A 25,771-nucleotide genomic window follows, 5' to 3' on the forward strand; every position below is an offset into this window, starting at 1 on the left:
GAATGAGCTTTCGCTGGATAGATGAAGCCCGCCGGCCACGCGCATGGCCGGCGGGCATGATCGTCACTTCTTCAGAAGCGCACAGGCGCTCTTGTCGAGCGGCGTGAAGGCCTGGTTGCCGGGCACGGTGCCGACCAGCTTGTAGAAGTCCCATGGACCCTTGGACTCCGAGGGCTTCTTCACCTCGAACAAATAGGCGTCGTGGGTGACGCGACCGTTGGCCTCGACCTCGCCCTTGCCGAACAGCGGATCGTCGGTCGGGATGGTCTTCATCTTGGCGACCACCTTGGCGCCGTCATGCGGATTGCCGCCGAGCGCTTCCAGCGCCTTGAAGTAATGCAGCAGGCCCGCATAGACGCCGGCCTGCACCATGGTCGGGGGCGCGCTGTTCTTCATCCGCTCCGAGAAACGCTTGGAGAAGGCGCGGGTGTTGTCGTTGAGGTCCCAGTAGAAGGTCTCGGTGAAGTTGAGGCCCTGCGCGGTCTCGAGCCCGATCGCCTTGACGTCGGTGAGGAACAGCAGCAGCGCCGCGAGCTTCTGACCGCCCTTGACGATGCCGAACTCGGCCGCCTGCTTGATCGAGTTGGTGGTGTCGCCGCCGGCATTGGCGAGACCGATGATCTTGGCCTTGGAGGCCTGCGCCTGCAGCAGGAACGAGGAGAAGTCGGCGGTGTTGAGCGGATGCTTGACGCCGCCGACCACCTTGCCGCCATTGGCTGTTATGACCGCGGTGGTGTCACGCTCCAGCGCCGCGCCGAACGCGTAGTCCGCGGTCAGGAAGAACCAGGTGTCTCCGCCCGCCTTCACCAGCGCCTGGCCGGTGGCATGAGCGAGCATGTAGGTGTCGTAGGTCCAGTGCACCGTGTTCGGCGTGCACTGCGCGTTGGTGAGGTCGGAGGTCGCAGCGCCCGAATTGATGTAGACGCCGTTCTTCTCCTTGACGACGTTGTTGACCGCGAGCGCGACGCCGGAATTCGGCACGTCGACGATGGTGTCGACCTTGTCGACGTCGAACCACTGGCGGGCGATGGTGGTGCCGATATCGGGCTTGTTCTGGTGATCGCCGGAGATCAGGTCGATGGTCCAGCCCTTGGCCTTGAGGCCACTATCCTCGATCGCCATCTGCGCCGCCAGCGTCGAGCCGGGGCCCGCGAGGTCGGCATAGAGGCCGGACTGATCGGACAGCACGCCGATCTTGACTGTCTTGTCGTCGGCGGAGGCGACGCCTGCGACGGAGAGCACCATCGCGGTGCCGAGCAGAAGCGCTGAAATCGTATTCCTCATGGCGTATTCCCTCAGTTCTTAAATTTTCTGGCTTCGGCGGTTTCAAACGCCGAGATAGGTATGCAGCTTGTCCATGTTGGCCGACAGCTCCGAATTGGCGAAGCCATCGATCACCTTGCCGTGCTCGACGATGTAGTAGCGGTCGGCAACGGTCGAGGCGAAGCGGAAATTCTGTTCGACCAGCAGGATGGTGAAGCCCTGCGACTTCAGGCGCGCAATGGTGTGCCCGATCTGCTGGATGATGACCGGCGCCAACCCTTCGGTCGGCTCGTCCAGCATCAGAAAGCGCGCGCCGGTGCGCAGGATGCGCGCAATCGCCAGCATCTGCTGCTCGCCGCCCGAGAGCTTGGTGCCCTGGCTGGTGAGACGCTCCTTCAGATTCGGAAACAGCGTGAAGATCTGGTCGAGCGGCAGGCCGCCCGGACGCACCACCGGCGGCAGCATCAGGTTCTCGCGCACGTCGAGGCTGGAGAAGATGCCGCGCTCCTCGGGGCAGAATGCGATGCCGAGCCGCGCGATCTTGTCGGAGGTGGCGCGGATGATCTCCTTGTTGTCGAAGCGGATCGAGCCGGAGCGCTTGCCGATCACGCCCATGATCGACTTCAGCGTCGTGGTCTTGCCGGCGCCGTTGCGGCCGAGCAGCGTCACCACCTCGCCGGCCCTCACGTTGAAATTGATGCCGTGAAGAATGTGCGATTCGCCGTACCAGGCCTGCAAATCGCCGACCGTCAGCACCTCGGCGCCGGCCGCAGCCACGGGCCTCTCCGCCAGTTTTGCCTCAGCCATGACCCGCTCCCAGATAGGCTTCCTTCACGCGCTCGTCCTTGGAGAGGTCGGCGTAATTGCCCTCCGCCAGCACCTGCCCGCGCGTCAGCACGGTGATGATGTCGGAGAGATTGGCCACCACCGAGAGGTTATGTTCGACCATCAGGATGGTGTATTTGGCGGAGATCCGCTTGATCAGCGCCGCGATCTTGTCGATGTCCTCGTGGCCCATGCCGGCCATCGGTTCGTCGAGCAGCATCATCTCGGGGTCGAGCGCGAGCGTCGTTGCAATTTCAAGTGCGCGCTTGCGGCCGTACGGCATCTCGACCGCCGGCGTGTTGGCGAACTCGCTGAGGCCGACGTCGTTCAAGAGCTCATGGGCGCGGGGGTTGAAGCGGTCGAGCACGCTCTTCGAGCGCCAGAAATCGAATGACGCTCCGTGCTGGCGCTGCAGCGCCACGCGCACGTTTTCGAGCGCGGTCAGATGCGGAAAGACCGCCGAAATCTGGAACGAGCGGACGAGGCCGAGCCGCGCCACGTCGGCCGGCGGCATCGCGGTGATATCCTGGCCCTTGTAGCGAATCTGCCCGCCCGTCGGCTTCAGGAATTTGGTCAGCAGGTTGAAACAGGTGGTCTTGCCGGCGCCGTTCGGCCCGATCAACGCATGGATACTGCCGCGACGCACCTTCAGCGCAACGTCGCGAACGGCAAAGAAACCCGCGAATTCCTTGGTCAATCCGCTGGTTTCGAGAATGAACTCATCGGCCAAATAGATTCCCCCATACGCCATCGCCGCGAAGCCCGTCGCCCGCGTGGCCAGCTCTTTTTCGTGTCCGACAGGATGTCCGCAACGTCTTGGAAACCGTCCGGGTCCTGCCGCCTCCGGGCCGGAATATGCCGTCATCTGTGGCGGTTACGCAAGGTGGAAAGCTGTGCAGTGCAGTATTGGCACGACCAGTTCCGGTTGATCCTTAGTCGAATGGTATTTGAGCGCGCTTTGCGCCTCGGAAAGCCGGCGTTAAGCGTGTTTTGCTCCGGTCATTCCCTTTCATAGAATATTTCCGCCTCCCGCCGAAACTCCGGCCCATTGTATTGTGAACAGTCAGAGCCTTGCATTTCGCACGCGCCAATTCCTCCACCGTCAAATCGATCCGGCACCTTATGCCTTCGGTCAGACCCTCGACACGGCAGCACAGCCGCCGCAGCCACTTGAATTCGATTAGCCCATGCCATTCAAGAGTGCCGATCCATCGGTGATCAAATCGATCACGCAGCGGGTGCTGCTGAACGCCTGGCTGCGCGCGGTGCGTATGCCGGACGCCCTTCCGTTGCTGTGCGACTTCCATACCGACGGCAGCGCCGACGAGCGCGCCGACATGATGGGGTTCGACGTGGTCGGCAGCGGCGAGGACGCCCGCTTCCTGATCACGCAGGAAGGCGCGCGGCTGACGACGGCCTATGGCAACGAGCACGTCGAGCCACGGTTGCGCACCAACCGCTATCTCGATGACGCGATCGGCCCGGAGCGCTATGCCGGCGTCATCCTGTCCTATCGCGCCTGCCTCGCGCGCAAGCGACCGACCTACACCATTGCGGAGCTGACCGACGCCGACGGCAAGGATGTGTCCTACGAGCGGCTGCTGCTGCCGTTCGGGCGCGGCGACCGCGTCGACCACATCATCGGCTCCTACAAGGCGATCAGCATCGAGGGCGGCTTCCGGCTGCACGATCTGATGGGCGTGAAGGCGAAGTCGGTCCCGGTCGTCACGATGCGGGCGGTGATCGATCGCAGGTTCGTGCCGGCGGATCGGCCGGCGAGCCAGGATTCGGTCGAGCTGATCTAGGACGCGTCAGCCCTTCTTGCGCGCCTTCGCCGGCACTTCCTTGGCGTAGATATCCGGCTTGAAGCCGACCACGCGTTTGGACCCAAGGTCGAGCACCGGACGCTTGATCATCGAGGGCTGCTCGGCCATCAGCGCCAGCGCCTTGCGCTCGTTCAAACCTTCCTTGTCGGCATCGGGCAGCTTCTTGAAGGTGGTGCCGGCGCGGTTGAGCAGCGTCTCCCAGCCGACCTCGTCGCTCCACTGTTTGAGCTTGTCCTTGGCGATGCCGGCCGTCTTGTAGTCGTGGAAGTCGTAGGCGACGCCGTGATCGTCGAGCCAGCTGCGTGCCTTCTTCATGGTGTCGCAGTTCTTGATGCCGTAGATGGTGATGGTCAAGGCCGTTCCCCGCATGCGATTGCGGCGGGGAAACTAACCCCGCAGCAATGACAGCGCCAGATCAGAGCGTGCCGCTCTCCACACCGATCTTGCCGGTGCTTAATGCGCGTAGTGCGTGAAGACGAAATCGTGATCGCTGGCGTGGGCTTCGTGGCAGGCGAAGCAGGTCTCGTGCTGCGCGGCATCGACCGGCTTGCCGTCGATGAAGCGGCCGAACCCCCAGCCTCCGGTCGAAGCATATTTGACGGAGTCCTTGACCATGACCTGGACCGTGGTCGCCGGCCCCGTGATGAAGGCGCCGTCGAGGCCCGCAACCGGCTTGCGCTTCCAGGCGAGTTTCACCAGCACGGTGCCGTCGGGAAAGCGCGCAGCGCCGTCCTGATAGGCTTTCACGGCGGCCGCGTTGCCGAGCACGCCGCGCAGCTCGTCGAGCCCGGTCTCTTCGCCGACCGCGATCAGCTTCCAGTTGCGATAACCTTCGGGAATCTTCACGCCGAAGATCGGCGATGCCAGTGCCGCATCATCGGCATGCCCGACCGCAAACGGCAATGCCGCGCTAATGCAGGCTGCCGCGATCGCGGCAGCTGCCCATTTCACAACCTGTTTCATGATCCGGGCTCGGCTCAGATCTTGCTGACGTCGATGATGGCCTGGGTGAAGGCCTGCGGCGCTTCCTGCGGCAGATTGTGGCCGATGCTGCCGGGCAGCTGGCGATGCTCGTAATGCCCGGAGAACTTCTTGGCATAGGCCGCCGGTTCCGGATGCGGCGCGCCGTTGGCATCGCCCTCCATCGTGATGGTCGGGATCGCGATGACAGGCGCCTGGGCCAGCGCCTTCTCGAAGGCATCGTACTTCGCCTCGCCCTCGGCGAGACCGAGCCGCCAGCGGTAATTGTGGATCACGATGTCGACGTGATCGGGATTCTCGAACGCGGCCGCGCTGCGATCATAGGTGGCGTCGTCGAACTTCCACTGCGGCGAAGCCAGCTGCCAGATCAGCTTGTTGAAGTCGTGCCGGTTCTTGGCGTAGCCCTCGCGGCCGCGCTCGGTCGCGAAATAGAACTGGTACCACCATTGCAGCTCGGCCTTCGGCGGCAGCGGCATCTTGCCGGCGGCCTGGCTGCCGATCAGATAGCCGCTGACCGATACCATGGCCTTGCAGCGCTCGGGCCACAGCACCGCCATGATGTTGGCGGTGCGCGCGCCCCAGTCATAGCCGCCGAGCACCGCCTTCTCGATCTTCAAGGCGTCCATCAGCGCGATGATGTCGGCGGCGACCGCGACCGGCTGGCCGCTGCGCTTGGTATCACTGGAGAGGAAGCGCGTGCTGCCGTAGCCGCGCAGATGCGGCACGATCACGCGATAGCCGGCCTCCGCCAGCGCCGGCGCAACGTCGGCATAGCTGTGGATGTCGTAGGGCCAGCCGTGCAGCAGGACCACGGCGGGACCTGATGCCGGACCCATCTCGACATAGCCGGTATCGAGCACGCCGGCCTTGATCTGCTTCACCGGACCGATCGTGGTGTGGCCGGCCTTGACCACAGGCGATGCGGACTGCGCGCGGGCCGAACCGATCAAGCCGAACCGGGACGCGGCGAGGATCCCGCCGGCGATACCGAGGAAGCGGCGGCGTTGCGGATTGATGGCTTGCGACATGGCGATCTCCTTACGTCTGGTGTCGAAACTGACTATCGCAGAGACCGAGCCCGCCCGCTTTCAGAGGACATGGATTTGTCCTTCAGACCGTCGTGATTTTGGCTTCCGTCGGCCTGTGCTAGGTTCCGCCCCGGATTCAGCCGCCGGCCGTCGGACTCTTCGAATTGACCTACCATTTCAACGACTTGACCCTCGATTCCGAGCGCCGGGAGCTGCGCCGCGGCGCCGCCCTGGTGGCCGTCGAGCCGCAGGTCTTCGACCTCCTGGAATTCCTGATCCGTGCCCGCGACCGCGTCGTCAGCCGCGACGAGGTGCTGGCCGCCGTCTGGCACGGCCGGATCGTCTCGGAGGCGACGCTGAGCAGCCGCGTCAACGCAGCGCGGACCGCGATCGGAGACAATGGCGAGGCGCAGCGGCTGATCCGCACCCTGCCCCGCAAGGGTCTCCGCTTCGTCGGCGATGTCCGGGAGGACAGCGCGCCCGCTCGTTCGGTTGCCGACAACGCCGCCTCGCCGCGACCGAGCGAAGGCCCGTCGATCGCGGTGCTGCCTTTCACCAATATGAGCGGCGATCCGGAGCAGGATTATTTCGCCGACGGGATCGCCGAGGACATCACCACCGCGCTGGCGCGTTGCAGCCGCCTCACCGTGATCGCGCGCAACTCCGCCTTCACCTACAAGGGCAAGGCGGTCGATATCCGCCAGGTCGGGCGCGAGCTCGGCGTCGGCTATGTGCTCGAGGGCAGCGTCCGCCGCGGCGGCGACCGCTTGCGCATCACCGGCCAGCTGATCGACGCCGTCTCCGGCGCGCATCTGTGGGCCGATCGCTTCGACGGTGCTGCGACCGACGTGTTCGACCTCCAGGACCGCATCACCGAGACCGTGGTCGGCGCGATCGAGCCGACCATGCTGGTCGCGGAAGCCGAGCGGGTGCGGACAGCGCCACCCGACAAGCTCGACGCCTACGATCTGCTGCTGCGTGCCTACAGCCTGAGATACGAGTTCACGCCCGAGAGCATGGAAGCCGCGCTCGATTGCCTCGACCAGGCGCTGGCGCTCGACCCGGCTTACGCGCCGGCGCTGGCGGCGTCGGCCTATTGCCACGCGATGCGCCACGTCCAGGGGTGGCTGAAGCCGAACGACGCCTACCGGGAACGCGCGGTCGCGCAGGCCTGGCGCGCGGTCGAGCTCGCACCGGGTGATCCGCAGGTGCTGTGGATGGCGGCGTTCGCGATCTGGAACATGGCCGACGAGATCGAGCCCGCGCGCGAATTGTTCGAGCGGTCGCTGGCGATCAACCCGAACTCGGCGATGGCGCTGGTGCTCTGCGGCTGGATCGAGGCGATGCGCGGCAACCAGCAGGCCGGCCGCGCCATGATCGAGCGCGCGCAACGGCTGAACCCGCGCGATCCGCGCGGCTGGTTCGCCTCCGCGGCACTGGCGATCTGCGCGGTGCTCGATAGCAACTTTGCCGAAGCCGTGACGTGGGCCGACAAGGCGCTGGCGCAGAACCGCCGTTTCGCGGTCGCCCTGCGCGTCCTGATCGTGGCGCTGGTGAAGACCGGCGAGACCGAGCGCGCGACCCAGACCGCGCGCGAACTGCTCAAGGTCGATCCGGAGTTTTCGATTTCCGGATTCCTGTCGCGGATTCCCTTCCCAATGGAAGCGATGTCTGCGACCTATCGTGAGACCCTCACGGCCGCCGGCGTCCCGGATTGACGTCGCCCCGAGCACCCGACGATCATTCACCAGTGGTGGGCCGGACGAGCCGTCCGGCGAAACACGACCGAGCAGTGTCACCAGGTGATCAATGGAGCGCGATGCAGCCAAGCATCACTGCACAGTTGATCCAGAACGAACGCCGCAACGTCTTGTCGCGAGATGCTTCCGCCACGAAAGCCGGAGAGATCAGTCAGGGCTCGGACCTGTCCGCGGCCAGGCTTGTCGTTCAGGACGGAGGGACGCACGAGGACCCAGTCGAGACCGCTGTCCCTCACGATGGCTTCCTGCCTGTCCTTGTCGGCGTACACCTTCTTCAGCAGAAGCGGAAAGATCACCTTGTCGAACACGAAGCCGCCGTGCCCGCGGCTAACGCCGGCGCCGATCCCCGTGATGGTGACCAGGCGAGAGACATGCTCGGCCTTCATCGCCTGAACGAGCGCACGCGTCGCGGTCGATAACAGCGTTACTTCGCGGAATGGACTCGCCGGCGTGCCGAGCGCGCTGACGACGGCGTCCTGTGCGTTGAGAGCTTCGCGAAGCAACTTCGCGTCGCGCACATCGCCAACAACGAGGCGTGCGCCGCCCAGATCGCCGGCCTTTTCCGGTGACCTCACAAGCGCGGTGACCTGATGACCGCGGGCCAGCGCCTGCTTGACGATCTGACGTCCGGTGCCGCCGGTCGCTCCAAGTACCAGTATCCTGGCCAAGGACGTCTTCGCGCTGTTGTCCGTCAAAGTATTCATTGATGCCTCCATGAACAGGGGCGCCTTCCTGGAGGCGAACCCGCTGTCTCGATTTCGGTATGGGGTTGGGTCGCATGCGTGGGAGGCTTGCTCCCACGCGTGCAACGATCACGCTCGATCGACGAAGGGATAGTCGGTGTAACCTTCGGCACCGCCTCCGGCGTAGAACAGGGCAGACCTCACCTCGTTGAAGGGCGCGCCGGTCCTGAGGCGATCGACCAGGTCCGGATTGGCCAGCGCCATGACACCGAGCGCCTCGATGTCGGCAAGTCCCGCGGCCACATCCGCACCGACCTGCTCGCGCGTGCGGCCCGGACGGTTGACGATCAACGTGCCGCCAAGCGCCTTGCGGATGTCAACAAGAAGCGGATCGTTGCGCACGTAGAGGAGGTGCACATAGGCAAGGCCCATCTTGTCGAACTCCTTCGCCAGATGACGGTAGAGATCGTCGTTGTCCTGGCCCTCTGCGATGCCGTTGGTGGGGATGCCCGGCGAGAGGCGGATCGCGGTCTTCTCCGGGCCAATGGCATCCGCGATGGCGCGAACCACTTCGACGGCGAACCGCGCGCGATTTCCCATCGAGCCGCCATACCGGTCGGTGCGGTGGTTGGCGTTCGGCGCAAGGAATTGATGGACCAGATACCCGTTGGCACCGTGTACTTCGACGCCATCGGCCCCGGCTTCGACGGCACGTCTGGCCGCGTGCGCGAAGTCCGCAACGGTCTGCCTGACTTCGTCGGTGGTCAGTTCGCGCGGCTCGGGAATGGGCTGCATGCCCTTCATCGTGAACATGTCCACATCGGGCGCGACGGCCGACGGCGCGACCGGCTGCCGATGATGCGGCGTGTTGTCGGGGTGGGACATGCGGCCGACATGCATGAGCTGGACGAACAGGCGTGCTCCGGCAGCGTGGACAGCATTCGTGACCTTGCGCCAGCCGGCGACGTGGTCGCCAGTGTAGATGCCCGGCGTCGCCAGATAGCCTTGTCCGTCGGCAGATGGCTGTGTGCCCTCGCTGATCAGAAGGCCCATCGTGGCGCGCTGGGCATAGTATTCCGCCGCCAGATCGCCCGGCGTGCCGTCGGGCTTCGCCCGGCTGCGCGTCATTGGCGCCATGGCCAGTCGATGCGGCAACTGCATGTTGACCAGTTTGATCGGAGACCAGATATCGGTCATGTGACTTCTCCTGTGGTGCTTTGTTCGGCGTTCAAAGGGAATTGGTCAGAGCGCGCCGTCGGCGAGCAGCTCCCGGGTGCGCTTGAGCGTCGACACGAGAGCGGCCCTGTAGCCGTTGTCGCTATCGAACTGCGACTGCTCGGCCTGCTCCTCGGGACCGTCCGGCTGCTTTCGACGGAGGCCGAGGTAGCAGTAGAATGTGAGCAGCAGTTCGCCGGCCTCATTCTCAACGATCTCGTTGATAATGGCGCCCTCGCGCGGGCCGGTGGCCTGGAAGAACGTGACCTTGCTCTGCGGCTCGAGCGCTATGATCTCGCGCAGGTCAGCGCCGGCGATCGTTGCTTCTCGCACGAAGTGCGTCGTGCTCTCCTCGATGACGTCGCAGCGCGTGCAGAGGCCTGGTGGCAGGAACAGGCGGGCGTCACGCGCCTTGAGTTCGAGCCCCTTCCAGACCTGATCGCGGGTCAGCCTCGTTTCACCCTGCGGGTTCACCGGGACGGTGGCGGTCGAATAGATCATGACGATGGTCCTTGTTTCTGTGGTTGCGTGTTCGGCCACGACAGCTGCGCCGAACGGGTTGGCAGCCACGAAACTAGTGATCCATATGAGTGACGATAGCCGTCTGTTTTGGACACTTCGTCTCACCAGTGAGACGAACGCTGCGCTTGGTGCAATCGGCTCGTCAACCGCCTGCGCAGCTGAGCGTCGAAGCGGCCCTTCGCCCGCACCTTAAGAGGAGCAAACCCTGAGATTGTTCGAGAGCTGCGTGCTGGCGGCTCAAGCCGAGCCGCGCTGATCCAACGCGGTGCTCTGCTGTTCGGGCTCAAGGGCGCCACAACGCCAATGGCGGCCTGGCTGGATCGACAACGCTGCGGCGGTCGAGCCCTCGGCTGCCGCCGGTTACGATCGCAACCCTTTCCGATGTTCGAGAACAGTCATAGGACTCACTCGGACCGTTCGAGGTTAGTGAGCCCCCGGCAGGTTAGTGATCCGCGGTTTCGTCAAAATGCACTATATTTGCTCAGACCGTCTCAAGGATGGAACAAATGGATTTGCTTGCCCTCGCCGATTTCAACCTTGTCGCGCGGCACGGAGGCTTCGGGCGTGCGGCCCGAGCGTCCGGGCGACCGAAGGCCACGCTCTCTCGCCGGGTTTCCGAGCTGGAAAGCGGCCTCGACCTCCGGTTGTTCGAACGCGGAACACGCGCCTTGAAGCTCACCCAGGAAGGGCGTGCGCTTCACGAGCGGACTGGCGCGCTGCTCGCCGAGCTCGAAGAGAGCACGGCTGCGATCGCCTCGGGCGGCGACAAGCCGCGGGGACGGCTGCGGGTCAGCGCACCTCTGCTGTTTTCGCAAACCGCGATGGGAAAGCTCGCCGCTGCATTCTCACTGAAATATCCGGAGATCCGGCTCGAGATCACGACGGAAGATCGCTCCGTCGACATGATCGAGGAAGGCTACGATCTCGTAATCAGGGTCAATCCGGATCCGGACGAAACACTCGTCGGACGCGTCCTGATGCGCGACCGGCTGGTGGTGGTGGCGAGTCCCGAGCTGAAGCGTCCCAAGGCCGATCGCGCCGTTCCAAGCGTCGTAAGGGGTGCGAACGATCTCGGCCCTGCCTGGGACGTCACCGCACGAGGGCGGAAAGTTCGGATTGCGACCGATCCGGTGCTTCGCCTGTCGTCGCTCGTCATGATCCGCGATGCGGTCCGTGCGGGCGTTGGCGTCGCGCGCCTTCCCGTCTCGCTGGTCAGTCACGACCTTGGCGCCGGCAAACTGATCCATTGGGGCGACGTCGACGGGCCGCCAATCGCGCTCTGGGCGCTCTACCCGTCGCGCAGACTGCTAAGCGCCCGAGTGTCGGCCTTCCTCGACTTCCTCAAGGCGGCCTTTCCCGCCGGTACGCCAGAAGAACTCGCAGCCTTCATCGATTGAGTTTGCCGCCTCCTCCCGCTCTCCACCCCTTCGACGATTTGCATGGCGCGGGACGCGGAGCACGTCTACTCATAGCCCTTGCCCGTGAGGGACCTTTCGCAACTACTCAATCGGCCCTGCTCCGATGCTGCGGGCACTACAATCCCGGTGACCTCGCCGCCCAGGCCTTGGTGGCCTGGCAGCTTTCCATCGCTCTGAGGTAGGCAGGGCGTGCCGTCGTGCGGGCGAGATAGTCCCGCTCCGTAGAGCCGGGAACGTAGTTGCCGGTTCGCAGGCCAAGCAAGAGGGCGTAGCTCACCGAGATATCGGCCGCAGTGAATCGGTCGCCGGCGAGATAGGGGCAGTCCGCGAGGCGGCGGATAACCAACCCCAGCCGGCTCTCGAAGGTCTCGCGTGCCCAGCGGGTAACCCGGGCGTCTCGCTCGGCTTCGGGCGCCAGTTGGCGACCGACAATGACAGCGTTCATCGACCCGGCGAGCCCGGCCTCGCCCAAGTGGAGAAATTGCAGATAGGACGCGAAGGCGGGATCATCCGGCGCGACCGCAAGCGAACCCGAGCCGTGGCGGGCGAGCAGGTACTCGAGAATCGCGATCGATTCGACCATGATCGTCTCGCCGTCCTGCAGCACGGGAATGAAGCCGGCGGGATTGATCGCGAGGAAATCGCGATCCTTCTCGGCCGCGAGCAGATCGACCGGACGCAGCCGATAAGCCAATCCCAGTTCCTCGAGCAGCCAAACGACGCGGAAGCCGCGACCTTCGCCATAGACAGTGAGCATGGTTATGCATTCCTGGATTGGGCTGGTGGACTCTGTACTCATGAGCAATCAGCCATGTCTGCTTGCTCCGATACTTACGGCCTCATTACAACCGCTGCAAATGTCGGGAAGAGCCGGCAGGCGACGTTCGCTAAATCAAACAGGCGAGCAGCTCAGGCACCTTTCCTTCTTACGCATAGAGCGCACCGGTGAAGCTGCCGAGAGCAACGGTGAAGAGAACCGCAACCGCAGGGCTCGTGCTGGAAAACACGCAGTTAAAATGCGACGATAACCATGAGGGTTATGGTGATGCTGCGATTGCAGCCCAGAAGATCGCCCTGTTGATTCATGGCCGCGAGCCGAAGCAGACGTCGAATACTCGTCTTCAGCCGCCGCTTGTGAGATGACTTCGACAGCTGACCGACTGTTGGCGTGTCGACTAGCATCTCATGATCCTCTGCTCAGTTGCGCACGAAGTAGAGCGGCGTTCTGAGCGTCAGCTGGTAGGCGGGCTTCGGCACCCACATGATCTCGGCCGTCACGCCAAACAGGCGATTGTCGTTGTCATCCATCCGGTCGATATCGAATCGCAAGACGGGCTCGGTGAAGGACTTGACGAGCGTGACGTTCTGAAGCTCAGCGCCGCCGAACCACTGAAGGCCGACGCGGCCCGTGAATTTCCAATTGTTCGGCCATTGGTAGTAGCCGCCGACATAGCCGGTGATGCTGGGATGGATGCTTGCCAACGGGGAGTTGATCGCAACATGCACATCTTGCACGCCGGCCAGCAATCCCCGGGTTTCGTCCTTGTCGAACGCGTAGCTCAGTTCGAAAATGTTGTTGAATGTCGTCGTGCCAACCGGCCCATTCGGGATCGCCTGTGTAATGGTTGATTGCCAGGTCAAGGTCGGAATCGTGCCGCCGTTTTGCTTGTAGAGTTCGGCCTGAAATCCGATGTTCCAGCTCGTGATCGTCGCCTGCGACCAACCGGTGTCGGCGGTACCGGTTGAACTGGCTGACACGCCTGTGTAGAGCGACACACCATCGGTCACGTCGACGGTCATTGGAAGATCGACAACGACTGCCCGAGCCGAGGGCAGCGGCAAGCCGCTCGAACCTGTCGGGAGGCCAGTGGCCCTTGATAGCGCAAGTGATTGCAATGCCGTGACCAGAGCCGGATTACCAAATCCGATCGCCAGCGAGCCGGCAGGGATGCTCGCGAACGCTGTTCTCATATCGAGGTAGGTATTGGGCGCCTTGGATGCCTTATTCGCCCCGCCGTCGTCCTCATCATCCCCGGCAAGGACACGGCCGGCGAAGCAGACGCAGACAACACTAACCAGAGCTGCTTTCAGGCAGGCTGAAACAATGACGAATGTCCGGGTTCGGACTTTTGCAGCGGCCGACAAAATGCTCTCCCGAATGAAGCTCCGAAGCGTGGGATCGCTGGCAATGGATCGGGAGTTTAGCCAGGCCAGATCACCTACGCAATTGACCAGTGGTCCGTTCGATCCTTCTATGAACTCCGTCTTGATCGGCCAGCCAGATCGCGATCAACGCGCGATGTTTTGGAGACGCAAACTTGTGTGTCTCATAGGCGAATTCGGTCGGAGGACAGCGGCCTAGGCTGGGCCGCGAATACGGCGCATTCCCTCGCCCGCCTTCGAAGTGGAAGCCTCGGTTACAGAAGCCCGCAACGCCAAATGCGGCAGCGTTGGGCCGAGGGACACCCGGGTGATTTCGGAATATTAGAAATGTATCCCTGAGTTGCCCGACGTGTCAAGTCGGCATTCGAGCGCCGGCGGGCGCCCGCCGGCTACTGTGCATGGGGTTGTTTTCGACATTTTTGCTGGCGCCCCCGCGACGCCCCACAACTTCATATTGCCCTAGCCGGAGCCGCCCGGCTCCAGCGCCTCGCCGAGCTGGAGCGGATGGGCCATCGTCTCGTGCAGCGCGTCCTTGTCGAGCTCGCCCTCGGAGAGGCTGATCACGACGCAGGCGACGCCGTTGCCGATCAGATTGGTGAGCGCGCGGCACTCGCTCATGAACTTGTCGATGCCGACCAAGATCGCGATCGACTGGATCGGAATGTCGGGCACGATCGACAGCGTCGCGGCGAGCGTGATGAAGCCGGCGCCGGTGACGCCGGAGGCGCCCTTCGAGGTGATCATGGCGATGCCGAGGATGCCAAGCTCCTGCCAGATCGTCAGATGGGTGTTGGTGGCCTGCGCCAGGAACAGCGTCGCCAGCGTCATGTAGATGTTGGTGCCGTCGAGATTGAAGCTATAGCCGGTCGGCACCACGAGGCCGACCACCGAGCGCGAGGCGCCGAGATGCTCCATCTTCTGGATCATCTGCGGCAGCACCGTCTCCGACGACGAGGTGCCGAGCACGATCAGCAGCTCGTCCTTGATATAGGCGATGAAGCGGATGATCGAAAAGCCTGCCAGCCGCGCGATGGCGCCAAGCACGATCAGCACGAACAGGATGCTGGTCAGATAGAAGGTGGCGATCAGCGCCGCCAGATTCACCAGCGAGCCGAGGCCGTAGGCGCCGACGGTGAAGGCCATCGCGCCGAACGCGCCGAGCGGTGCGACGCGGACGATCATCCGGATGATGCCGAAGAACATCTTGGACGCCTTGTCGATCGCCTCGGCGATCGGCTCGCCCGGCTTGCCCATCAGGGCAATGGCAAATCCCGACAGGATCGAGATCAGCAGCACCTGCAGCAGGTCTCCGCGCGCCAGCGCGCCGAAGAAGCTGTCGGGGATGATCGCCATCAGATGCGCGACGATGCCCTGCTCCTTCGCCTGGGTCACGTAGGTGGAGACCGACTTCGGATCGATCGTGGCGGGATCGATGTTGAAGCCGCGGCCAGGCTGCAGCAGCTCGCCGATCAGCAAACCGACCGCGAGCGCGACCGTCGACACCGCCTCGAAATAGATCAGCGCCTTCAGCCCGACCCGGCCGACCCGCTTGAGATCGCCCATCGAGGAGATGCCGTGCACCACGGTGCAGAAGATCACCGGCGCGATCATCATCTTGATCAGCGCGATGAAGCCGTCGCCGAGCGGCTTCAGCTGCTTGCCGAGGCCGGGATAGAAATACCCGATCAAGACGCCGGCGAAAATCGCGATCAACACCTGGATGTAGAGGATCTTGTACCAGGGCTGGTGCTTGTGATGGGCGGCGGGCTTGATCGCGTCTGTGGTCATGAGGTGCCCCGGGCTGGAATGAACTCAACTGGTGATGCCATCTTGGCGGAGCCGTGCGCAAGCGACAATGGTCATTCGCGCTGCCGCGCGCGCACACGAATCTGTCATAGACTACGGCCGGCTCGCACCCGGAGGCTGAGATGGAATTCACCGCACTGTTTCTCGCCATCACCATCGCCATGCTGGCGGCCTGGCATGGCCCGCGTCCGGTCGCGATCGGGTTGTTCGCGGTGATCCTGGCCGCTTGCGTCGCGACGTTGCTGCACCACGCCACCGACCGGCTCACGCTGTCGTTCTGAGGCAAGCCATGACCGACACCCAAGCCGGGACCCTCAATGCCCTCGCGCTCTATGGCCTCGCGCTGCTGCTGGCCGCAGCCTTTGCGGCGCAACTCGTGCTGCACGAGCTACCCTGCCCGCTATGTTTGTTGCAGCGCATCCTTTTCGCCCTGCTGGCGATCGGACCGATCCTGAACATCCGCTTCGGACCGCGGCCGAGCCACTATGCCTTGTCGCTGCTGACAGCTGTCCTCGGCGCCGCGGTCTCGACCCGGCAGGTGCTGCTGCACATCCTCCCCGGCGACGCCGGCTACGGGTCGGCGCTGCTCGGCCATCATTACTACACGTGGGCACTGACCGGATTCATCGCCGCGATCGTCCTGCTCGCGGCCATGCTGCTGTTCGACCGCCAGTTCGACCATCGCGCGGCGCCGGGCGTCGCGCCCGGCAAATTCGCGCAGGGTGCGGTGTGGCTGGTGGTCGGACTGACGGCGCTGAACGTGCTTTCAACCCTGCTCGAATGCGGTTTTGCCGCCTGCGCCGACAATCCGATCGTCTATGAGTTGCTGAAGCAGGCGAGTTAGGGCCGCTTCGGAATATTGAGTCCACGTTCCACGGCCGGCCGCTTCAGACCGCGCTCCAGCCAGGCGGCGACGTTCTTGAACTGGTCGAACGCGACGAGTTCGCGGGCGCCGTAAAAGCCGATCAGATTGCGCACCCAGCCGAGCATCGAGATGTCGGCGATAGTGTATTCATCATCCATGAACCACTGCCGCCCTTCGAGATGGGTCTCCATCACACCGAGCAGGCGCGCGGATTCGGCGACGTAGCGCTGCAGCGGCCGCTTGTCCTCGTAGTCCTTGCCGGCGAATTTATGGAAGAAACCGACCTGGCCGAACATCGGCCCTAAGCCGCCGATCTGGAAATGCACCCACTGGATCGCCTGGTAGCGGCGCGCGGCATCCGTCGGCAACAGCTTGCCGGTCTTCTCGGCGAGATATTGCAGAATCGCGCCGGACTCGAACAACGGCAGCGGCTTGCCGCCGGGGCCGTTGGGATCGAGGATCGCCGGGATCTTGCCGTTCGGGTTCAGCGACAGGAACTCCGGCGTCTTCTGGTCGTCCTTGTTGAAGTCGACGAGATGGACCTCATAAGGCAGCCCGATCTCCTCGAGCATGATCGAGACCTTCACGCCGTTCGGCGTTGGCAGCGAATAGAGCTGCAGGCGGTCCGGATGCTGGGCGGTCCAGCGCTTTGTGATGAGAAAGGCAGACAGATCGGTCATGTCGACATTCTTTGCAGGGTTGTTGTCGAATGGCTAGTGTACGGAGTGAAGTGAAAGCCGCAAGGTCTGCAACCGGCCATGAACGATCAACAGACAAGCGCGACGCTCGGCCTCTCCGACGACGAACTCGCAACACATCCGACCGTGTTTGCGGCCGGCGCCTTGGCGGGTCAGGTGGTGGTCGTATCCGGCGGCGCCGGCGGCATCGGCCGCGCCATCGCATGGCTGTTCTCCCGGCTCGGCGCGCATGTCGTCGTGATCGGCCGCAATGCCGACAAGCTCGATGCGCTGGTCGACCATCTCGGCCATCGGGGCCTGAAGGCGTCGGCGTACGTTGCCGACATCAGGGATGCCGACGCGGTTGCTGCGATGTTCGACGCGCTGTGGACCACGCATGGCCGTATCGATCATCTCGTCAACAGCGCCGGCGGCCAGTTCCCGCAAGCGGCGATCGATTTCTCGATCAAGGGCTGGAACGCGGTCATCAACACCAACCTCAACGGCACCTGGTACATGATGCAGGCCGCCGCGCAGCGCTGGCGCGACCGCAAGCATCGCGGCAGCATCGTCAACATCGTCGTGGTCACGACGCACGGCCTCTACGGCATCGCGCACACGATCGCGGCGCGCTCCGGCGTGATCGGGCTGTCGCGCGCACTCGCAGTCGAATGGGCGCCGCTCGACATCCGCATCAATTGCATCGCGCCCGGCGCGATCGAGACCGAGGGCTGGAACGTCTACAGCGAGACGACGCGCGCCGCCTATCCGCGCTCCAACCCGATGATGCGCCCGGGCAACCCTGGGACATCGCGGAGGCCGCCGTCTATCTCGCCGCGCCCTCCGGCAAGTTCATCACCGGCGAGACGCTGACCGTCGATGGCGGCGGCCAGCATTGGGGCGAGACCTGGACCACCGGCAAGCCCGACTACTTCAAGGGCCACGAATAACGCACGCACACGCTGCCCGTCGCTCGTTCGATTACTTGCCGTCGTCGAAGCTGACGATGACGGCAGCATTCGCGATCAGGATCGGGTCGTTGCCGATATCCGACGGAATCTCGAGCCCACCCGCGATCGCCTTCACGGTCTTGGTGCCATAGGGCAATTCCTTGGCGACGGCCTCGATATCGACCGCTTCGGGATTCGGCACGGCGATCGTGACGTCGACGAACATGTCGTTGGCGGTCTTGCCGAGCATGCGGAAGAAGCCGAGGCTGGAATGGCGGATCGCGTCCGAGACCGCCCTCTTGGCGGCCTTGGTGGCGTCGCGGCCGTGGACGTCGACGCCCATGCCCATTTCGGTGATACAGCGCACGCGTGTCATGAGACTTCCTGTTGTCGTTGGCGTGAGAGACCTTCACTCCTTCGACCCCTGCGCGCGCGCCGTCAAGCCGGGTCACTCGCCTCGCTGACGCGCTTGTGATCGCTGCGCGCCAGCATCCAGGCCGCCAGACCGGCGAGGATTGCAGCGGCAACCACCATGACGCAAGCCGCGTTCCAGCCCCACGCCGAGACGACCGCGCCGACCGCGATGGGGCCGTCACCTGGCCGAAATTGCTGCCCGTCATCAACCGACCCATCATGACCGGCACCATCGGCGCCGACCCTGCCGCTGCGGGCGCGGTCGCGAGCAACGTGGCCGGGATCAGGCCGCCGGTCGCGGAGAACAGCAGGCACAGAATGAATGCGCCCTGCCCGCCGAGCACCGGCAGGAAGATGCCGAGCGCGGACGCGCCCATGACGACAGCGGCAACTGCAATCAACAGAGGCCGGCTCACACCGCGCGCGAGCAGATTTCCGGCTGCGAGATTGCCGACGACGTTGCCGGCCGCGGCCAGCGCACTGAGCCCGCCGGCGCCCTGGCTGGAGACGCCGAGCCGCTCGGTCAGAAGGATCGGCAGGAAGCTGAACACTGCAAAGAGCATCAGGCTGTAGAGCCCGAACAGCACCATCAGAAACGCTGGCGTACGGCGCCGCGCCAGCGCAGTTGCCTCTTGCATCAGCCGGCGCGTGCCGGGCCGGTGCGCGGTGAGACCTCCGGCACGATGACACTGGCAAGCACGAACAGCAGAGCGGCAAACGCGGCGCTCGCCCACCAGATCGCGCGCCAGCCGTCGAATATCGGACCTGCGACCAGCGCCAGCGCGATTCCGAACGGGATCACGCAACTCCACACCGCCATGGTGATGTCGCCCGCACCGACATCGACCACGCGATTGAGCAATGCGGGGGCGGAAACCATCACCAGCAGGAAGCCAAGCCCCTCCAGCAGGCGCGATCCCAGCAGCACCGCAAGCTGCGGCGCCAGCGCGCCCGACGCCGCACCGAGCGCAATCGCCGCAAGGCCGCACAGCAGCACCCTGCGCGCGCCGACCGAGGCAAGGCGCTGCTCGGCAATGCCCGCGACCTGTTGCTCCGGGCCGACGCGATGCGGGCGCGGGCGCACGGCCTGGCGAGGGAGTGGAATCGGAACTCGCGCTGGTGGTCGACACGCTGTTTCCGGTCGCCGCAGTCGACGCGGCGCTGACCGAAATGCGCTCGGCCTATCCGTCCGTGAGCGTGCGGCTCGCGGTCGAAGCGATGCGCGGCCCGATCGCAGCTTTGACCGAGCGGCGCAGTGCGCTTGCCGTCACCGTCGGCGAGGATTTTCGCGATCCCCGCCTTGCGCTCGATGCGATATGCGCCGTGCAGATCGTAGCCGTCGCCTCTGCCGACCATCCGCTCGCGCGCCGCGGCCGCAAGGGCGTCGCCGACCTCGCCGATCATCTGCAGATCGTGCTGTCGGATCCGACGCCGCTGTCGGAAGGCCGCAGCTTCGGCGTGCTCTCGCCGCAGGTTTGCAGGGTGAGCAATCAGGACACCAAGCACGCCATGATCCTGGCCGGGCTCGGCTGGGGCCGGCTGCCGCTCTGGCAGGTTTCGCGCGACCTGAAGGAGCGTCGCCTGCGTGTGCCCGGCTCATGGGAGCGATCTCGCATAATGCGAGGTCGACAGTCCGCCTTACACGGACCCTCCCGAGCCAGCCGCTCCGGAGGGTTTTTTGTTGTCCAAAGCACGGCTCATCTGAACTGCCCGGCGCAAGCCGGAACGGGAGACCCGGATCCCGGGGCCCGCGCGGACACGCGCGTGCCCAAGCGCGCGGGGCCTGCCGGAGGGAACGAGGCGATGAGCCGGACACCGATGGCAGAGTGAACTCCACGGAGTTCGCAAACGGCGGCGCGTCGACAGCGCCGCGACGAAATTTTCTATTCGGTTTGCCGCATCGCTGCGGCTCAACCGACGCTGGTGGTGAAGATACCGGATACTTCGCTCCCCGGTGGATGCGGGCTCGACGCCCGCGCTTGACGCACGCACCGGGGATGCGGCCTCGCGAGGGTTCGCGCGCGCCCCGGCACGGTCTACATCCGCGAGGATGATGCCGTGTTGCGTCGCCCACCAATCCGAGATCGCCTGTTCCCCAGCGTACCCTTCGCCGATGCGCAAGCATCGGTCTGGCGGTGGTGAAGATGTCTGTTACTTCGTGGTAAGGCACGTCGGTGCCGAGCGGGTTCGAGGCCCGCACGCCGAAAGGCGGTTCGCCCGCAAGGGCAGCGACAGCATCGCCTGTTCCCCGCCAACCCTCTCCACGCCCGTGGTGAAGATCGCTGTTACATCGTCTGTGAAACGAGAGGTCGCGGGTTCGACTCCCGCCCGGCGTCATGTGCGCTGGTAGCTCAGCGGTAGAGCGCTTCCCGATCGGCAGGGTAAGCTGCCGGCTGGGGTCTCAGCAATCGCCTGTTCCCGGGTCGTGGTGTTCGATCGTTGGCATGGCGTCCTCGCAAACGCTTTCCGTTTGCTAGGACGTCGTGCCGACAGCCGGTGGTGAAGAGTGCTGTTACTTCGGATCGCCAGTTGAGGGTTCGATTCCCTCCGGACCGAGTGTCCGCCGCTCGATGGTCGAGCAAGCGAAGCCCGCAAGGGCAGTCCAGGCTCGTCTGTTCCCCGGCACCACGTTCCAATCCATACTCACACAGAAAGGAGGCCATCATGGCCACGATCAACAAGATCATGCGCGCCTTCACCCGCGAGGGGGCGCGCGGCAAGCGCTTCACGCCCGAGATGGAGCTTCGGCGCGCGCTGCTGAACTGCCTCCTGTGGGAGAACCAGTTCTACGAGGATGGCGTCGCGATCGCCGATCGCATCAAGGCGCTGGTGCCGAAGGTCGAGCCAGCGCGTGTGGCGGAGCTCGCCATCGCCGCCCGCGAGACCATGAAGCTGCGGCATGCGCCGTTGCTGCGGCACGCGACCCACCGTGGCCTCGTCGCCGATACGCTGGCGCGGGTGATCCAGCGGCCGGACGAGATGACCGAGCTGCTTGCGATCTACTGGGCCGATGCGCTCGGACCGCAGCAGCAGCGCAAGCGTCAGCCGGTCTCGGCGCAGATCAAGAAGGGACTGGCGCGGGCGCTCACCAGGTTCGACGCCTACCAGCTCGCGAAGTACGATCGCGACGGCGCGGTGCGGATCAAGGACGTGCTGTTCCTGGTTCATGCCAAGCCGAAGGACGCCGCGCAGGAGAAGGTGTGGAAGCAGCTCATCGACGGCGAGCTGGCCTCGCCCGACACCTGGGAGGTTTCGCTCTCGTCCGGCAAGGACAAGCGCGAGACTTTCGAGCGGCTGATCGCCGAGAAGCGGCTCGGCGGGCTGGCGCTGCTGCGCAACCTGCGCCTGATGCAGAAGGCGGAGGTGCCGCGCCGGACCATTGCGGACGCGATCGAGGCGATGCGGACGGATCGTATCCTGCCCTACCGCTTCATCACGGCGGCGCGCTATGCACCCGACTTCGAGCCCGAGCTCGAGGCCGCGATGCTGAAGTCGGTCAAGGACTACGCGCGGCTGGACGGCCGCACGCGGCTCCTGATCGACGTGTCGGGTTCGATGTTCACGCCACTCTCGGCCCAGTCTGAAATGACCCGGGCGGAAGCGGCCTGCGGGCTCGCGATCCTCGCCCGCGAGGTCTGCGACGAGGTGGAGATCTTCACGTTCAGCAATGAGGTCGTGAAGCTGCCGCCGCGCCGTGGCTTCGCGCTGCGCGATGCGATCATCGGCTCGCAGCCGCATGGCGGGACGTATCTCGGCAAGGCGGTGACGGAGATCGACCGCAAGGGCGATCGCCTGATCGTCTTCACCGACGAGCAGAGCCACGACCAGGTGCCCGCCCCCAGGGGGCGCGGATACATGGTCAACGCGGCGTCCTACCAGCACGGTGTCGGACACGGCCCGTGGACCCGGGTCGACGGCTTCTCCGAGGCCGTGATCGCGTGGATCGCGGCGTCGGAAGCAACCGCACATTGACGTCTGCATCAACAACAACGGGCCCGGACGCGCGATGCGCGCCCGGGCCCAACATTTTTTTACGTGATCGCCGCGGAGGACCGCATCAATCCTCGATCTCGCCGCTGCGGATCGCGAGCCGGATGGCCTGCGCCGTCGTCGCGACACCAAGGCGCAGCCGCGCACGCCGCAAATGGTTCTCGACCGTGCGTTCGGAGAGCCCCAGCGAGGCCGCGATGTCGGCCTGGCGCCGACCGGCGGCGATCCAGCGCAACACCTCGCGCTCGCGCGGCGACAGGGTCGACGCACCGTTGGCCTCGCGCGCTTCCAACAACCGGCGGGCGGCGCGAAAGGCCGCGGAGCCGATCATCGTCAGGGCCACACGCGCCCGCGCCGACGCGTCGATCCGCGTTCCGGCGAAGCTCATCGCGCCCTCTAGGCCAGTACGCCCGAACACCGGGACCTGCAATCCATGGAAACCGGGCCCGCGCGGCGCGCGCACCACGCGGTATTTCTCGCCGCGCGCCGACATCACCTTGGTCCAGAAAAACGCCTCATCCACATTGAGGAAGTTGCGCGTGACCGGACAGTGCCGGACATAGGTCTCGGCATCGACCGTCACGCCTCTGCCGAACCAGTCGCCCTCGACCCAGTAGATCCTGTCGACCAGGTCCTCGCGTGAGGGGGACGCCGAGAACACCACGAAGCGGTCGTAGCCGAGCGGCCCGCTCGCCGACCGCACAGCCGCCTGAATCGCGGACAAGCTCCCGCTGCCCTCGATCGCAACCACGGCTTCGATGTAGTGGTCCATGCAGATGCCATCGTATCCCGGGAAACCCCGTCGAGCGCAACCGTGCCCGTTGAGGACTTTCTCCCAAGCCAGGTGGACCTGCAAGGCGCGCACCGTTGTCCGGCCGCGGGCGGCGTGGCGGGTTCGTCGTGCCGCCTCGAGCCGGGCCGATGGCCTCAACGCCCGCCAAGCGTATCGAGCAAGGCCTTGGCCGCTACCTTGCCGACATTGTTGGCGGCGAAGGGACTGTCTCCGGTGATCAGCTTGCGATCCTGATGCGTCTTGCCGGTGATGTCCTTGTTCAGGATCTCGACGCCGAGCGCCTGCAGCTCCTCGCCAAAGGCCCAGGTTAGCGCACCCGGCATGTAGCCGATGTCGGGCGTCGTCCGATCGATGGCATCGGGGAATGCGCAGATCTTGTAACCCCTGAAAGGATAGTCGCCCTTGGCTTCGCCGACTGCGGACGCCAGAAGTGCCGCCGGACCATGGCAGAGCGAGACGATATGCTTGTCGTTGTCGAGCGCCCATTTCAAGGTGGCCTTGACGTCGAGGCTTTCAGGAAGGCCGATCAACGCACCATGGCCGCCGGGAATGAACACCGCGATGTAATCGGAATCCTTGCCGAGCTTGCGTTCGATCACGTCGGAGAGTTTCAGCGGCTGCTTCAGCTTGCCGAGATACTTCTGGTAGATTCTCTTGACCGCGTCGTCCTGGTTCGGGAACGCCCACAGCTCAAACTTGACCGGATTGCCCGACAAGGTAGCGATGTCGAACTCGAAGCCGGCCTTGTCGAGATGATACATCGGCAACAAGGTCTCGACGGGATGGTTGCCGGTCGAGAACATCGTGCCGTTCTGCAACAGCAGATAGCGCTCGTCCGCGGCAATCATCAGAATTTTCCAGCGACCACCCCTGTACGCGTTGGGATAGTCCGCGCCGGACAGATCCGACTTGGCCGAGGTGAATTGCCCAAGCGAGTAAGGCGACGGAAAGAAGGCGTTGTTCTCCGCCCGATCGGCTACGGGACGCTTGTCCTGGGATTGCTCGGTCATCGAGATATCCTCTCTCGTGTGTTGCGGTCCGGCAAAGCTAAGCACGACGGGCGAAATCACGAATGAGGGATTTCCCTCAATCCACCTTGCCGAACACCCCTACCCCTGCTTTCGCAGCACGGTGATGTGCAGACGGCGGCGGATCTCCATGCCCTGGCGGCGGTAGAGCGCGATCGCCGAGACGTTGCTGGTGAAGACGTGCAGGAACGGAATCTCGCCGCGCGCCACGATCTGGCGGCCGACCGCCGACAGCAGCGCCTGGGCGTAGCCGCGGCCGCGATGGTCCGGATGCACGCAGACCGCGGTCATCTCGGTATAGTTCCCCGGCTTCATCCGTTCCCCGGTCATCGCGACCAGCTCGCCGCCGACGCGAATGCCGAAAAAATTGCCGAGTTCATGCGTCCGCGCGCTGAACGGTCCGGGCTTGGTCAGCGTCGTCAATGCCGTCATCGCCGGAACGTCGGCCGCGCCGAGCGTGACGATCTCGACACCCGGCAGAGAAAACTCCGCCGGTGTGCCGATCATCTGCTCGCCGGTCTCGGCCAGCAGCACCTTGAACTCCGGCGGCGCGGTGACTGGATCTGGCGTGAACAGCACCGCGATGTCTGGCCCCGATAACAGCGCGCCGAGTGAGGCAAAACTCCCTGGCGACATGTCGACCATGTCGGCGAAGGGAGCGATCGCAACGGGAAAGCGTCGCGCCTCAGTACCGCCCTCCGCAAGGTCCCGTTGCCTTGTGGTCAGCGCGCTCCAGATCGGGCGATCAAGCGGATGGATGGGAGGGACTTCGGACATGCGGCGCTTCGCTCCTGATTTTCTTCGAACAGAGCAAGAAGCGTCGACAAAATCCAGCGTGGCGGGATGTCGTTGCGGCTCACAATCACGCCAGCGGGATTTCGCCGGGCCGAACCGATCCTTAACCTACCTTCAGGCAGAGCTCGGTACCGCCCTTGAGCGGCAGCGTGATCGACACGAAGCCGTTCCTGGGGTCGCGCACGAACTCCAGGAAATCCGCCTCGGCATTGTCGTTCATGACATAGCCGCCGACGCGAAGCTGCGGGGCGACGATCTCGATCACCTGCCGTGCCAGCGTCGGTCCGCTGTCGCCCGGCCAGCCGTCGATCAGGATGAAGTCGACGAGACCACCGAGATCGCGCAGCGTCTGGCGCGCGTCGCCCTCGCGGATCTCGGCGTAGTCGGCAAGGCCGGCCTCGGCGAGATTGCGCTTCGCGGCCTGAACCTTGGCCGGCACGATCTCAGAGCCGATCACCGTGCCGCCGCCATTGTCGCGCATCGCGGCTGCGAAATACAGCGTCGACATTCCAACGGACGTCGCGAACTCGGCGACGCGTTTGGCGCGCAGGCCGCGGCACAGCAGATAGATCAATTCGCCCTGCTCCGGGTGGATCGAAAATCCCTGCTCGGCATAATCGTTCGGATCGCGGCTCATCGCTGGATTGCCGCGCGGACCGCCCGCAGCCGGCCTGGGGCGCGAGACCTGCAGGCGCGCGATGACGGCGGCAATGCGGGCGTCAACAATCGCACTGTGCGGTTCAGCGTTGTACATGAAGGGTCTCCTTTG

Annotated in this window: 29 protein-coding genes, 1 tRNA gene and 1 pseudogene; 10 read left to right on the forward strand and 21 right to left on the reverse strand. The window is 64.6% G+C overall.

Annotation, left to right across the window (positions count from 1 at the left end; translation table 11 throughout):
- Positions 1-63: 63 nt before the first annotated feature.
- From AKN83_RS02910 to AKN83_RS02920, 3 genes are read right to left on the reverse strand one after another with little or no spacing between them, the layout of a single operon-like run.
- Positions 64-1,284, reverse strand: coding sequence for an ABC transporter substrate-binding protein (locus AKN83_RS02910; RefSeq protein WP_063695159.1), 1,221 nt, complete (start codon positions 1,282-1,284; stop codon positions 64-66).
- A gap of 42 nt (positions 1,285-1,326) precedes the next feature.
- Complete coding sequence (locus tag AKN83_RS02915) at positions 1,327-2,070, reverse strand: ABC transporter ATP-binding protein (protein ID WP_050406474.1); 744 nt, start codon at positions 2,068-2,070, stop codon at positions 1,327-1,329.
- The gene (locus tag AKN83_RS02920) at positions 2,063-2,818 is read right to left on the reverse strand and encodes an ABC transporter ATP-binding protein (protein WP_050406475.1); all 756 of its coding nucleotides are present in this window, start codon (positions 2,816-2,818) and stop codon (positions 2,063-2,065) included. The genes AKN83_RS02915 and AKN83_RS02920 overlap by 8 nt, the downstream gene beginning before the upstream one ends.
- A 457-nt stretch (positions 2,819-3,275) precedes the next feature.
- Here AKN83_RS02920 and AKN83_RS02925 point away from each other — a divergent pair, with 457 nt between their 5' ends.
- Positions 3,276-3,893 carry a hypothetical protein gene (locus AKN83_RS02925; RefSeq protein WP_050406476.1) on the forward strand — a complete coding sequence of 206 codons (618 nt, stop codon included), beginning with the start codon at positions 3,276-3,278 and terminating at the stop codon, positions 3,891-3,893.
- A 6-nt stretch (positions 3,894-3,899) separates the two neighbouring features.
- Here AKN83_RS02925 and AKN83_RS02930 read toward each other — a convergent pair whose 3' ends face one another.
- The 3 genes from AKN83_RS02930 to AKN83_RS02940 all read right to left on the reverse strand — a co-directional run bounded on the left by AKN83_RS02930 (position 3,900) and on the right by AKN83_RS02940 (position 5,923).
- Positions 3,900-4,268 carry an ArsC family reductase gene (locus tag AKN83_RS02930; RefSeq protein WP_157113178.1) on the reverse strand — a complete coding sequence of 123 codons (369 nt, stop codon included), beginning with the start codon at positions 4,266-4,268 and terminating at the stop codon, positions 3,900-3,902.
- Positions 4,269-4,367: 99 nt separating this feature from the next.
- Positions 4,368-4,877, reverse strand: a complete 510-nt coding sequence (locus AKN83_RS02935; RefSeq protein WP_050406478.1) for a cytochrome P460 family protein — start codon at positions 4,875-4,877, stop codon at positions 4,368-4,370.
- A gap of 14 nt (positions 4,878-4,891) precedes the next feature.
- Positions 4,892-5,923, reverse strand: a complete 1,032-nt coding sequence (locus AKN83_RS02940; RefSeq protein ID WP_050406479.1) for an alpha/beta fold hydrolase — start codon at positions 5,921-5,923, stop codon at positions 4,892-4,894.
- Between the two features lie 164 nt (positions 5,924-6,087).
- On the opposite strand from AKN83_RS02940, the gene AKN83_RS02945 reads away from it, so the two are divergent.
- Positions 6,088-7,641, forward strand: a complete 1,554-nt coding sequence (locus tag AKN83_RS02945) for a winged helix-turn-helix domain-containing protein (RefSeq protein WP_050406480.1) — start codon at positions 6,088-6,090, stop codon at positions 7,639-7,641.
- A gap of 77 nt (positions 7,642-7,718) precedes the next feature.
- Here AKN83_RS02945 and AKN83_RS02950 read toward each other — a convergent pair whose 3' ends face one another.
- The 3 genes from AKN83_RS02950 to AKN83_RS02960 form a co-directional block, all read right to left on the reverse strand.
- Positions 7,719-8,387 carry an NAD(P)-dependent oxidoreductase gene (locus tag AKN83_RS02950; RefSeq protein ID WP_430641501.1) on the reverse strand — a complete coding sequence of 223 codons (669 nt, stop codon included), beginning with the start codon at positions 8,385-8,387 and terminating at the stop codon, positions 7,719-7,721.
- 108 nt (positions 8,388-8,495) lie between these two features.
- Complete coding sequence (locus tag AKN83_RS02955) at positions 8,496-9,563, reverse strand: alkene reductase (RefSeq protein WP_050406482.1); 1,068 nt, start codon at positions 9,561-9,563, stop codon at positions 8,496-8,498.
- A gap of 45 nt (positions 9,564-9,608) precedes the next feature.
- Complete coding sequence (locus AKN83_RS02960; RefSeq protein WP_050406483.1) at positions 9,609-10,082, reverse strand: SRPBCC family protein; 474 nt, start codon at positions 10,080-10,082, stop codon at positions 9,609-9,611.
- A 527-nt stretch (positions 10,083-10,609) separates the two neighbouring features.
- On the opposite strand from AKN83_RS02960, the gene AKN83_RS02965 reads away from it, so the two are divergent.
- The gene (locus tag AKN83_RS02965; RefSeq protein ID WP_050406607.1) at positions 10,610-11,500 is read left to right on the forward strand and encodes a LysR family transcriptional regulator; all 891 of its coding nucleotides are present in this window, start codon (positions 10,610-10,612) and stop codon (positions 11,498-11,500) included.
- Positions 11,501-11,636: 136 nt separating this feature from the next.
- Here AKN83_RS02965 and AKN83_RS02970 read toward each other — a convergent pair whose 3' ends face one another.
- The gene (locus AKN83_RS02970; RefSeq protein WP_050406484.1) at positions 11,637-12,278 is read right to left on the reverse strand and encodes a glutathione S-transferase family protein; all 642 of its coding nucleotides are present in this window, start codon (positions 12,276-12,278) and stop codon (positions 11,637-11,639) included.
- A 188-nt stretch (positions 12,279-12,466) separates the two neighbouring features.
- On the opposite strand from AKN83_RS02970, the gene AKN83_RS39405 reads away from it, so the two are divergent.
- Positions 12,467-12,664 (forward strand): hypothetical protein, encoded by a 198-nt coding sequence (locus tag AKN83_RS39405; protein ID WP_157113179.1) that lies wholly within the window; start codon positions 12,467-12,469, stop codon positions 12,662-12,664.
- 54 nt (positions 12,665-12,718) lie between these two features.
- On the opposite strand, the gene AKN83_RS02975 is transcribed toward AKN83_RS39405, so the two are convergent.
- Together AKN83_RS02975 and AKN83_RS02980 are read right to left on the reverse strand one after the other, a co-directional pair.
- Positions 12,719-13,666: a hypothetical protein gene (locus AKN83_RS02975; RefSeq protein ID WP_244521866.1), complete on the reverse strand. Its 948-nt coding sequence runs from the start codon at positions 13,664-13,666 to the stop codon at positions 12,719-12,721.
- Positions 13,667-14,143: 477 nt separating this feature from the next.
- Positions 14,144-15,472, reverse strand: coding sequence for a dicarboxylate/amino acid:cation symporter (locus AKN83_RS02980; RefSeq protein ID WP_063695160.1), 1,329 nt, complete (start codon positions 15,470-15,472; stop codon positions 14,144-14,146).
- A 140-nt stretch (positions 15,473-15,612) separates the two neighbouring features.
- Here AKN83_RS02980 and AKN83_RS40435 point away from each other — a divergent pair, with 140 nt between their 5' ends.
- Positions 15,613-15,771, forward strand: coding sequence for a DUF5993 family protein (locus AKN83_RS40435; protein WP_172803475.1), 159 nt, complete (start codon positions 15,613-15,615; stop codon positions 15,769-15,771).
- A gap of 8 nt (positions 15,772-15,779) precedes the next feature.
- Complete coding sequence (locus AKN83_RS02985) at positions 15,780-16,334, forward strand: disulfide bond formation protein B (RefSeq protein ID WP_050406485.1); 555 nt, start codon at positions 15,780-15,782, stop codon at positions 16,332-16,334.
- Here the strand turns inward: AKN83_RS02985 and AKN83_RS02990 are convergent.
- Positions 16,331-17,035 carry a glutathione S-transferase family protein gene (locus tag AKN83_RS02990; RefSeq protein WP_050406486.1) on the reverse strand — a complete coding sequence of 235 codons (705 nt, stop codon included), beginning with the start codon at positions 17,033-17,035 and terminating at the stop codon, positions 16,331-16,333. The two genes, AKN83_RS02985 and AKN83_RS02990, sit on opposite strands and share 4 nt — an antisense overlap.
- 78 nt (positions 17,036-17,113) lie before the next feature.
- Here AKN83_RS02990 and AKN83_RS02995 point away from each other — a divergent pair, with 78 nt between their 5' ends.
- Positions 17,114-17,905 (forward strand): SDR family NAD(P)-dependent oxidoreductase, encoded by a 792-nt coding sequence (locus tag AKN83_RS02995; protein WP_244521867.1) that lies wholly within the window; start codon positions 17,114-17,116, stop codon positions 17,903-17,905.
- A 108-nt stretch (positions 17,906-18,013) separates the two neighbouring features.
- Here the strand turns inward: AKN83_RS02995 and AKN83_RS03000 are convergent, their stop codons facing one another.
- The 4 genes and pseudogenes from AKN83_RS03000 to AKN83_RS38080 form a co-directional block, all read right to left on the reverse strand.
- The gene (locus AKN83_RS03000) at positions 18,014-18,358 is read right to left on the reverse strand and encodes a Lin0512 family protein (RefSeq protein WP_050406487.1); all 345 of its coding nucleotides are present in this window, start codon (positions 18,356-18,358) and stop codon (positions 18,014-18,016) included.
- A 62-nt stretch (positions 18,359-18,420) separates the two neighbouring features.
- Entirely contained in the window at positions 18,421-18,711 is a 291-nt protein-coding gene (locus AKN83_RS39410) for a hypothetical protein (protein WP_157113180.1), read from the reverse strand.
- A pseudogene (locus tag AKN83_RS42010) lies at positions 18,627-19,034 on the reverse strand (MFS transporter); the annotation flags it as partial. The gene AKN83_RS39410 and the pseudogene AKN83_RS42010, both read right to left, overlap by 85 nt.
- A complete protein-coding gene (locus AKN83_RS38080; RefSeq protein ID WP_172803476.1) occupies positions 19,034-19,480 on the reverse strand; it encodes an MFS transporter in 447 nt (148 codons plus the stop codon). The gene AKN83_RS38080 and the pseudogene AKN83_RS42010, both read right to left, overlap by 1 nt.
- Positions 19,481-19,515: 35 nt before the next feature.
- Between AKN83_RS38080 and AKN83_RS03015 the strand changes: the two genes are divergently transcribed.
- The 3 genes from AKN83_RS03015 (at position 19,516) to AKN83_RS03025 (ending at position 22,368) form a co-directional block, all read left to right on the forward strand.
- Positions 19,516-20,226: a substrate-binding domain-containing protein gene (locus AKN83_RS03015; protein ID WP_157113181.1), complete on the forward strand. Its 711-nt coding sequence runs from the start codon at positions 19,516-19,518 to the stop codon at positions 20,224-20,226.
- 433 nt (positions 20,227-20,659) lie between these two features.
- Positions 20,660-20,732 (forward strand) — tRNA-Ser (locus AKN83_RS03020).
- A 328-nt stretch (positions 20,733-21,060) separates the two neighbouring features.
- Positions 21,061-22,368 (forward strand): TROVE domain-containing protein, encoded by a 1,308-nt coding sequence (locus AKN83_RS03025; protein WP_050406490.1) that lies wholly within the window; start codon positions 21,061-21,063, stop codon positions 22,366-22,368.
- An 85-nt stretch (positions 22,369-22,453) separates the two neighbouring features.
- On the opposite strand, the gene AKN83_RS03030 is transcribed toward AKN83_RS03025, so the two are convergent.
- The 4 genes from AKN83_RS03030 to AKN83_RS03045 all read right to left on the reverse strand — a co-directional run bounded on the left by AKN83_RS03030 (position 22,454) and on the right by AKN83_RS03045 (position 25,756).
- On the reverse strand, positions 22,454-23,242 hold the full coding sequence (locus AKN83_RS03030; protein ID WP_244521868.1) for a PA1136 family autoinducer-binding transcriptional regulator: 789 nt from the start codon (positions 23,240-23,242) through the stop codon (positions 22,454-22,456).
- Between the two features lie 71 nt (positions 23,243-23,313).
- Positions 23,314-24,189: a glyoxalase III HchA gene (gene hchA / locus AKN83_RS03035; protein ID WP_050406492.1), complete on the reverse strand. Its 876-nt coding sequence runs from the start codon at positions 24,187-24,189 to the stop codon at positions 23,314-23,316.
- 99 nt (positions 24,190-24,288) lie between these two features.
- Positions 24,289-24,984 carry a GNAT family N-acetyltransferase gene (locus AKN83_RS03040; RefSeq protein ID WP_050406493.1) on the reverse strand — a complete coding sequence of 232 codons (696 nt, stop codon included), beginning with the start codon at positions 24,982-24,984 and terminating at the stop codon, positions 24,289-24,291.
- A gap of 121 nt (positions 24,985-25,105) precedes the next feature.
- On the reverse strand, positions 25,106-25,756 hold the full coding sequence (locus AKN83_RS03045) for an O-methyltransferase (protein ID WP_050406494.1): 651 nt from the start codon (positions 25,754-25,756) through the stop codon (positions 25,106-25,108).
- Positions 25,757-25,771 lie beyond the last annotated feature (15 nt).

This window comes from Bradyrhizobium embrapense (assembly GCF_001189235.2).
Taxonomy (GTDB): Bacteria; Pseudomonadota; Alphaproteobacteria; order Rhizobiales; family Xanthobacteraceae; genus Bradyrhizobium; species Bradyrhizobium embrapense.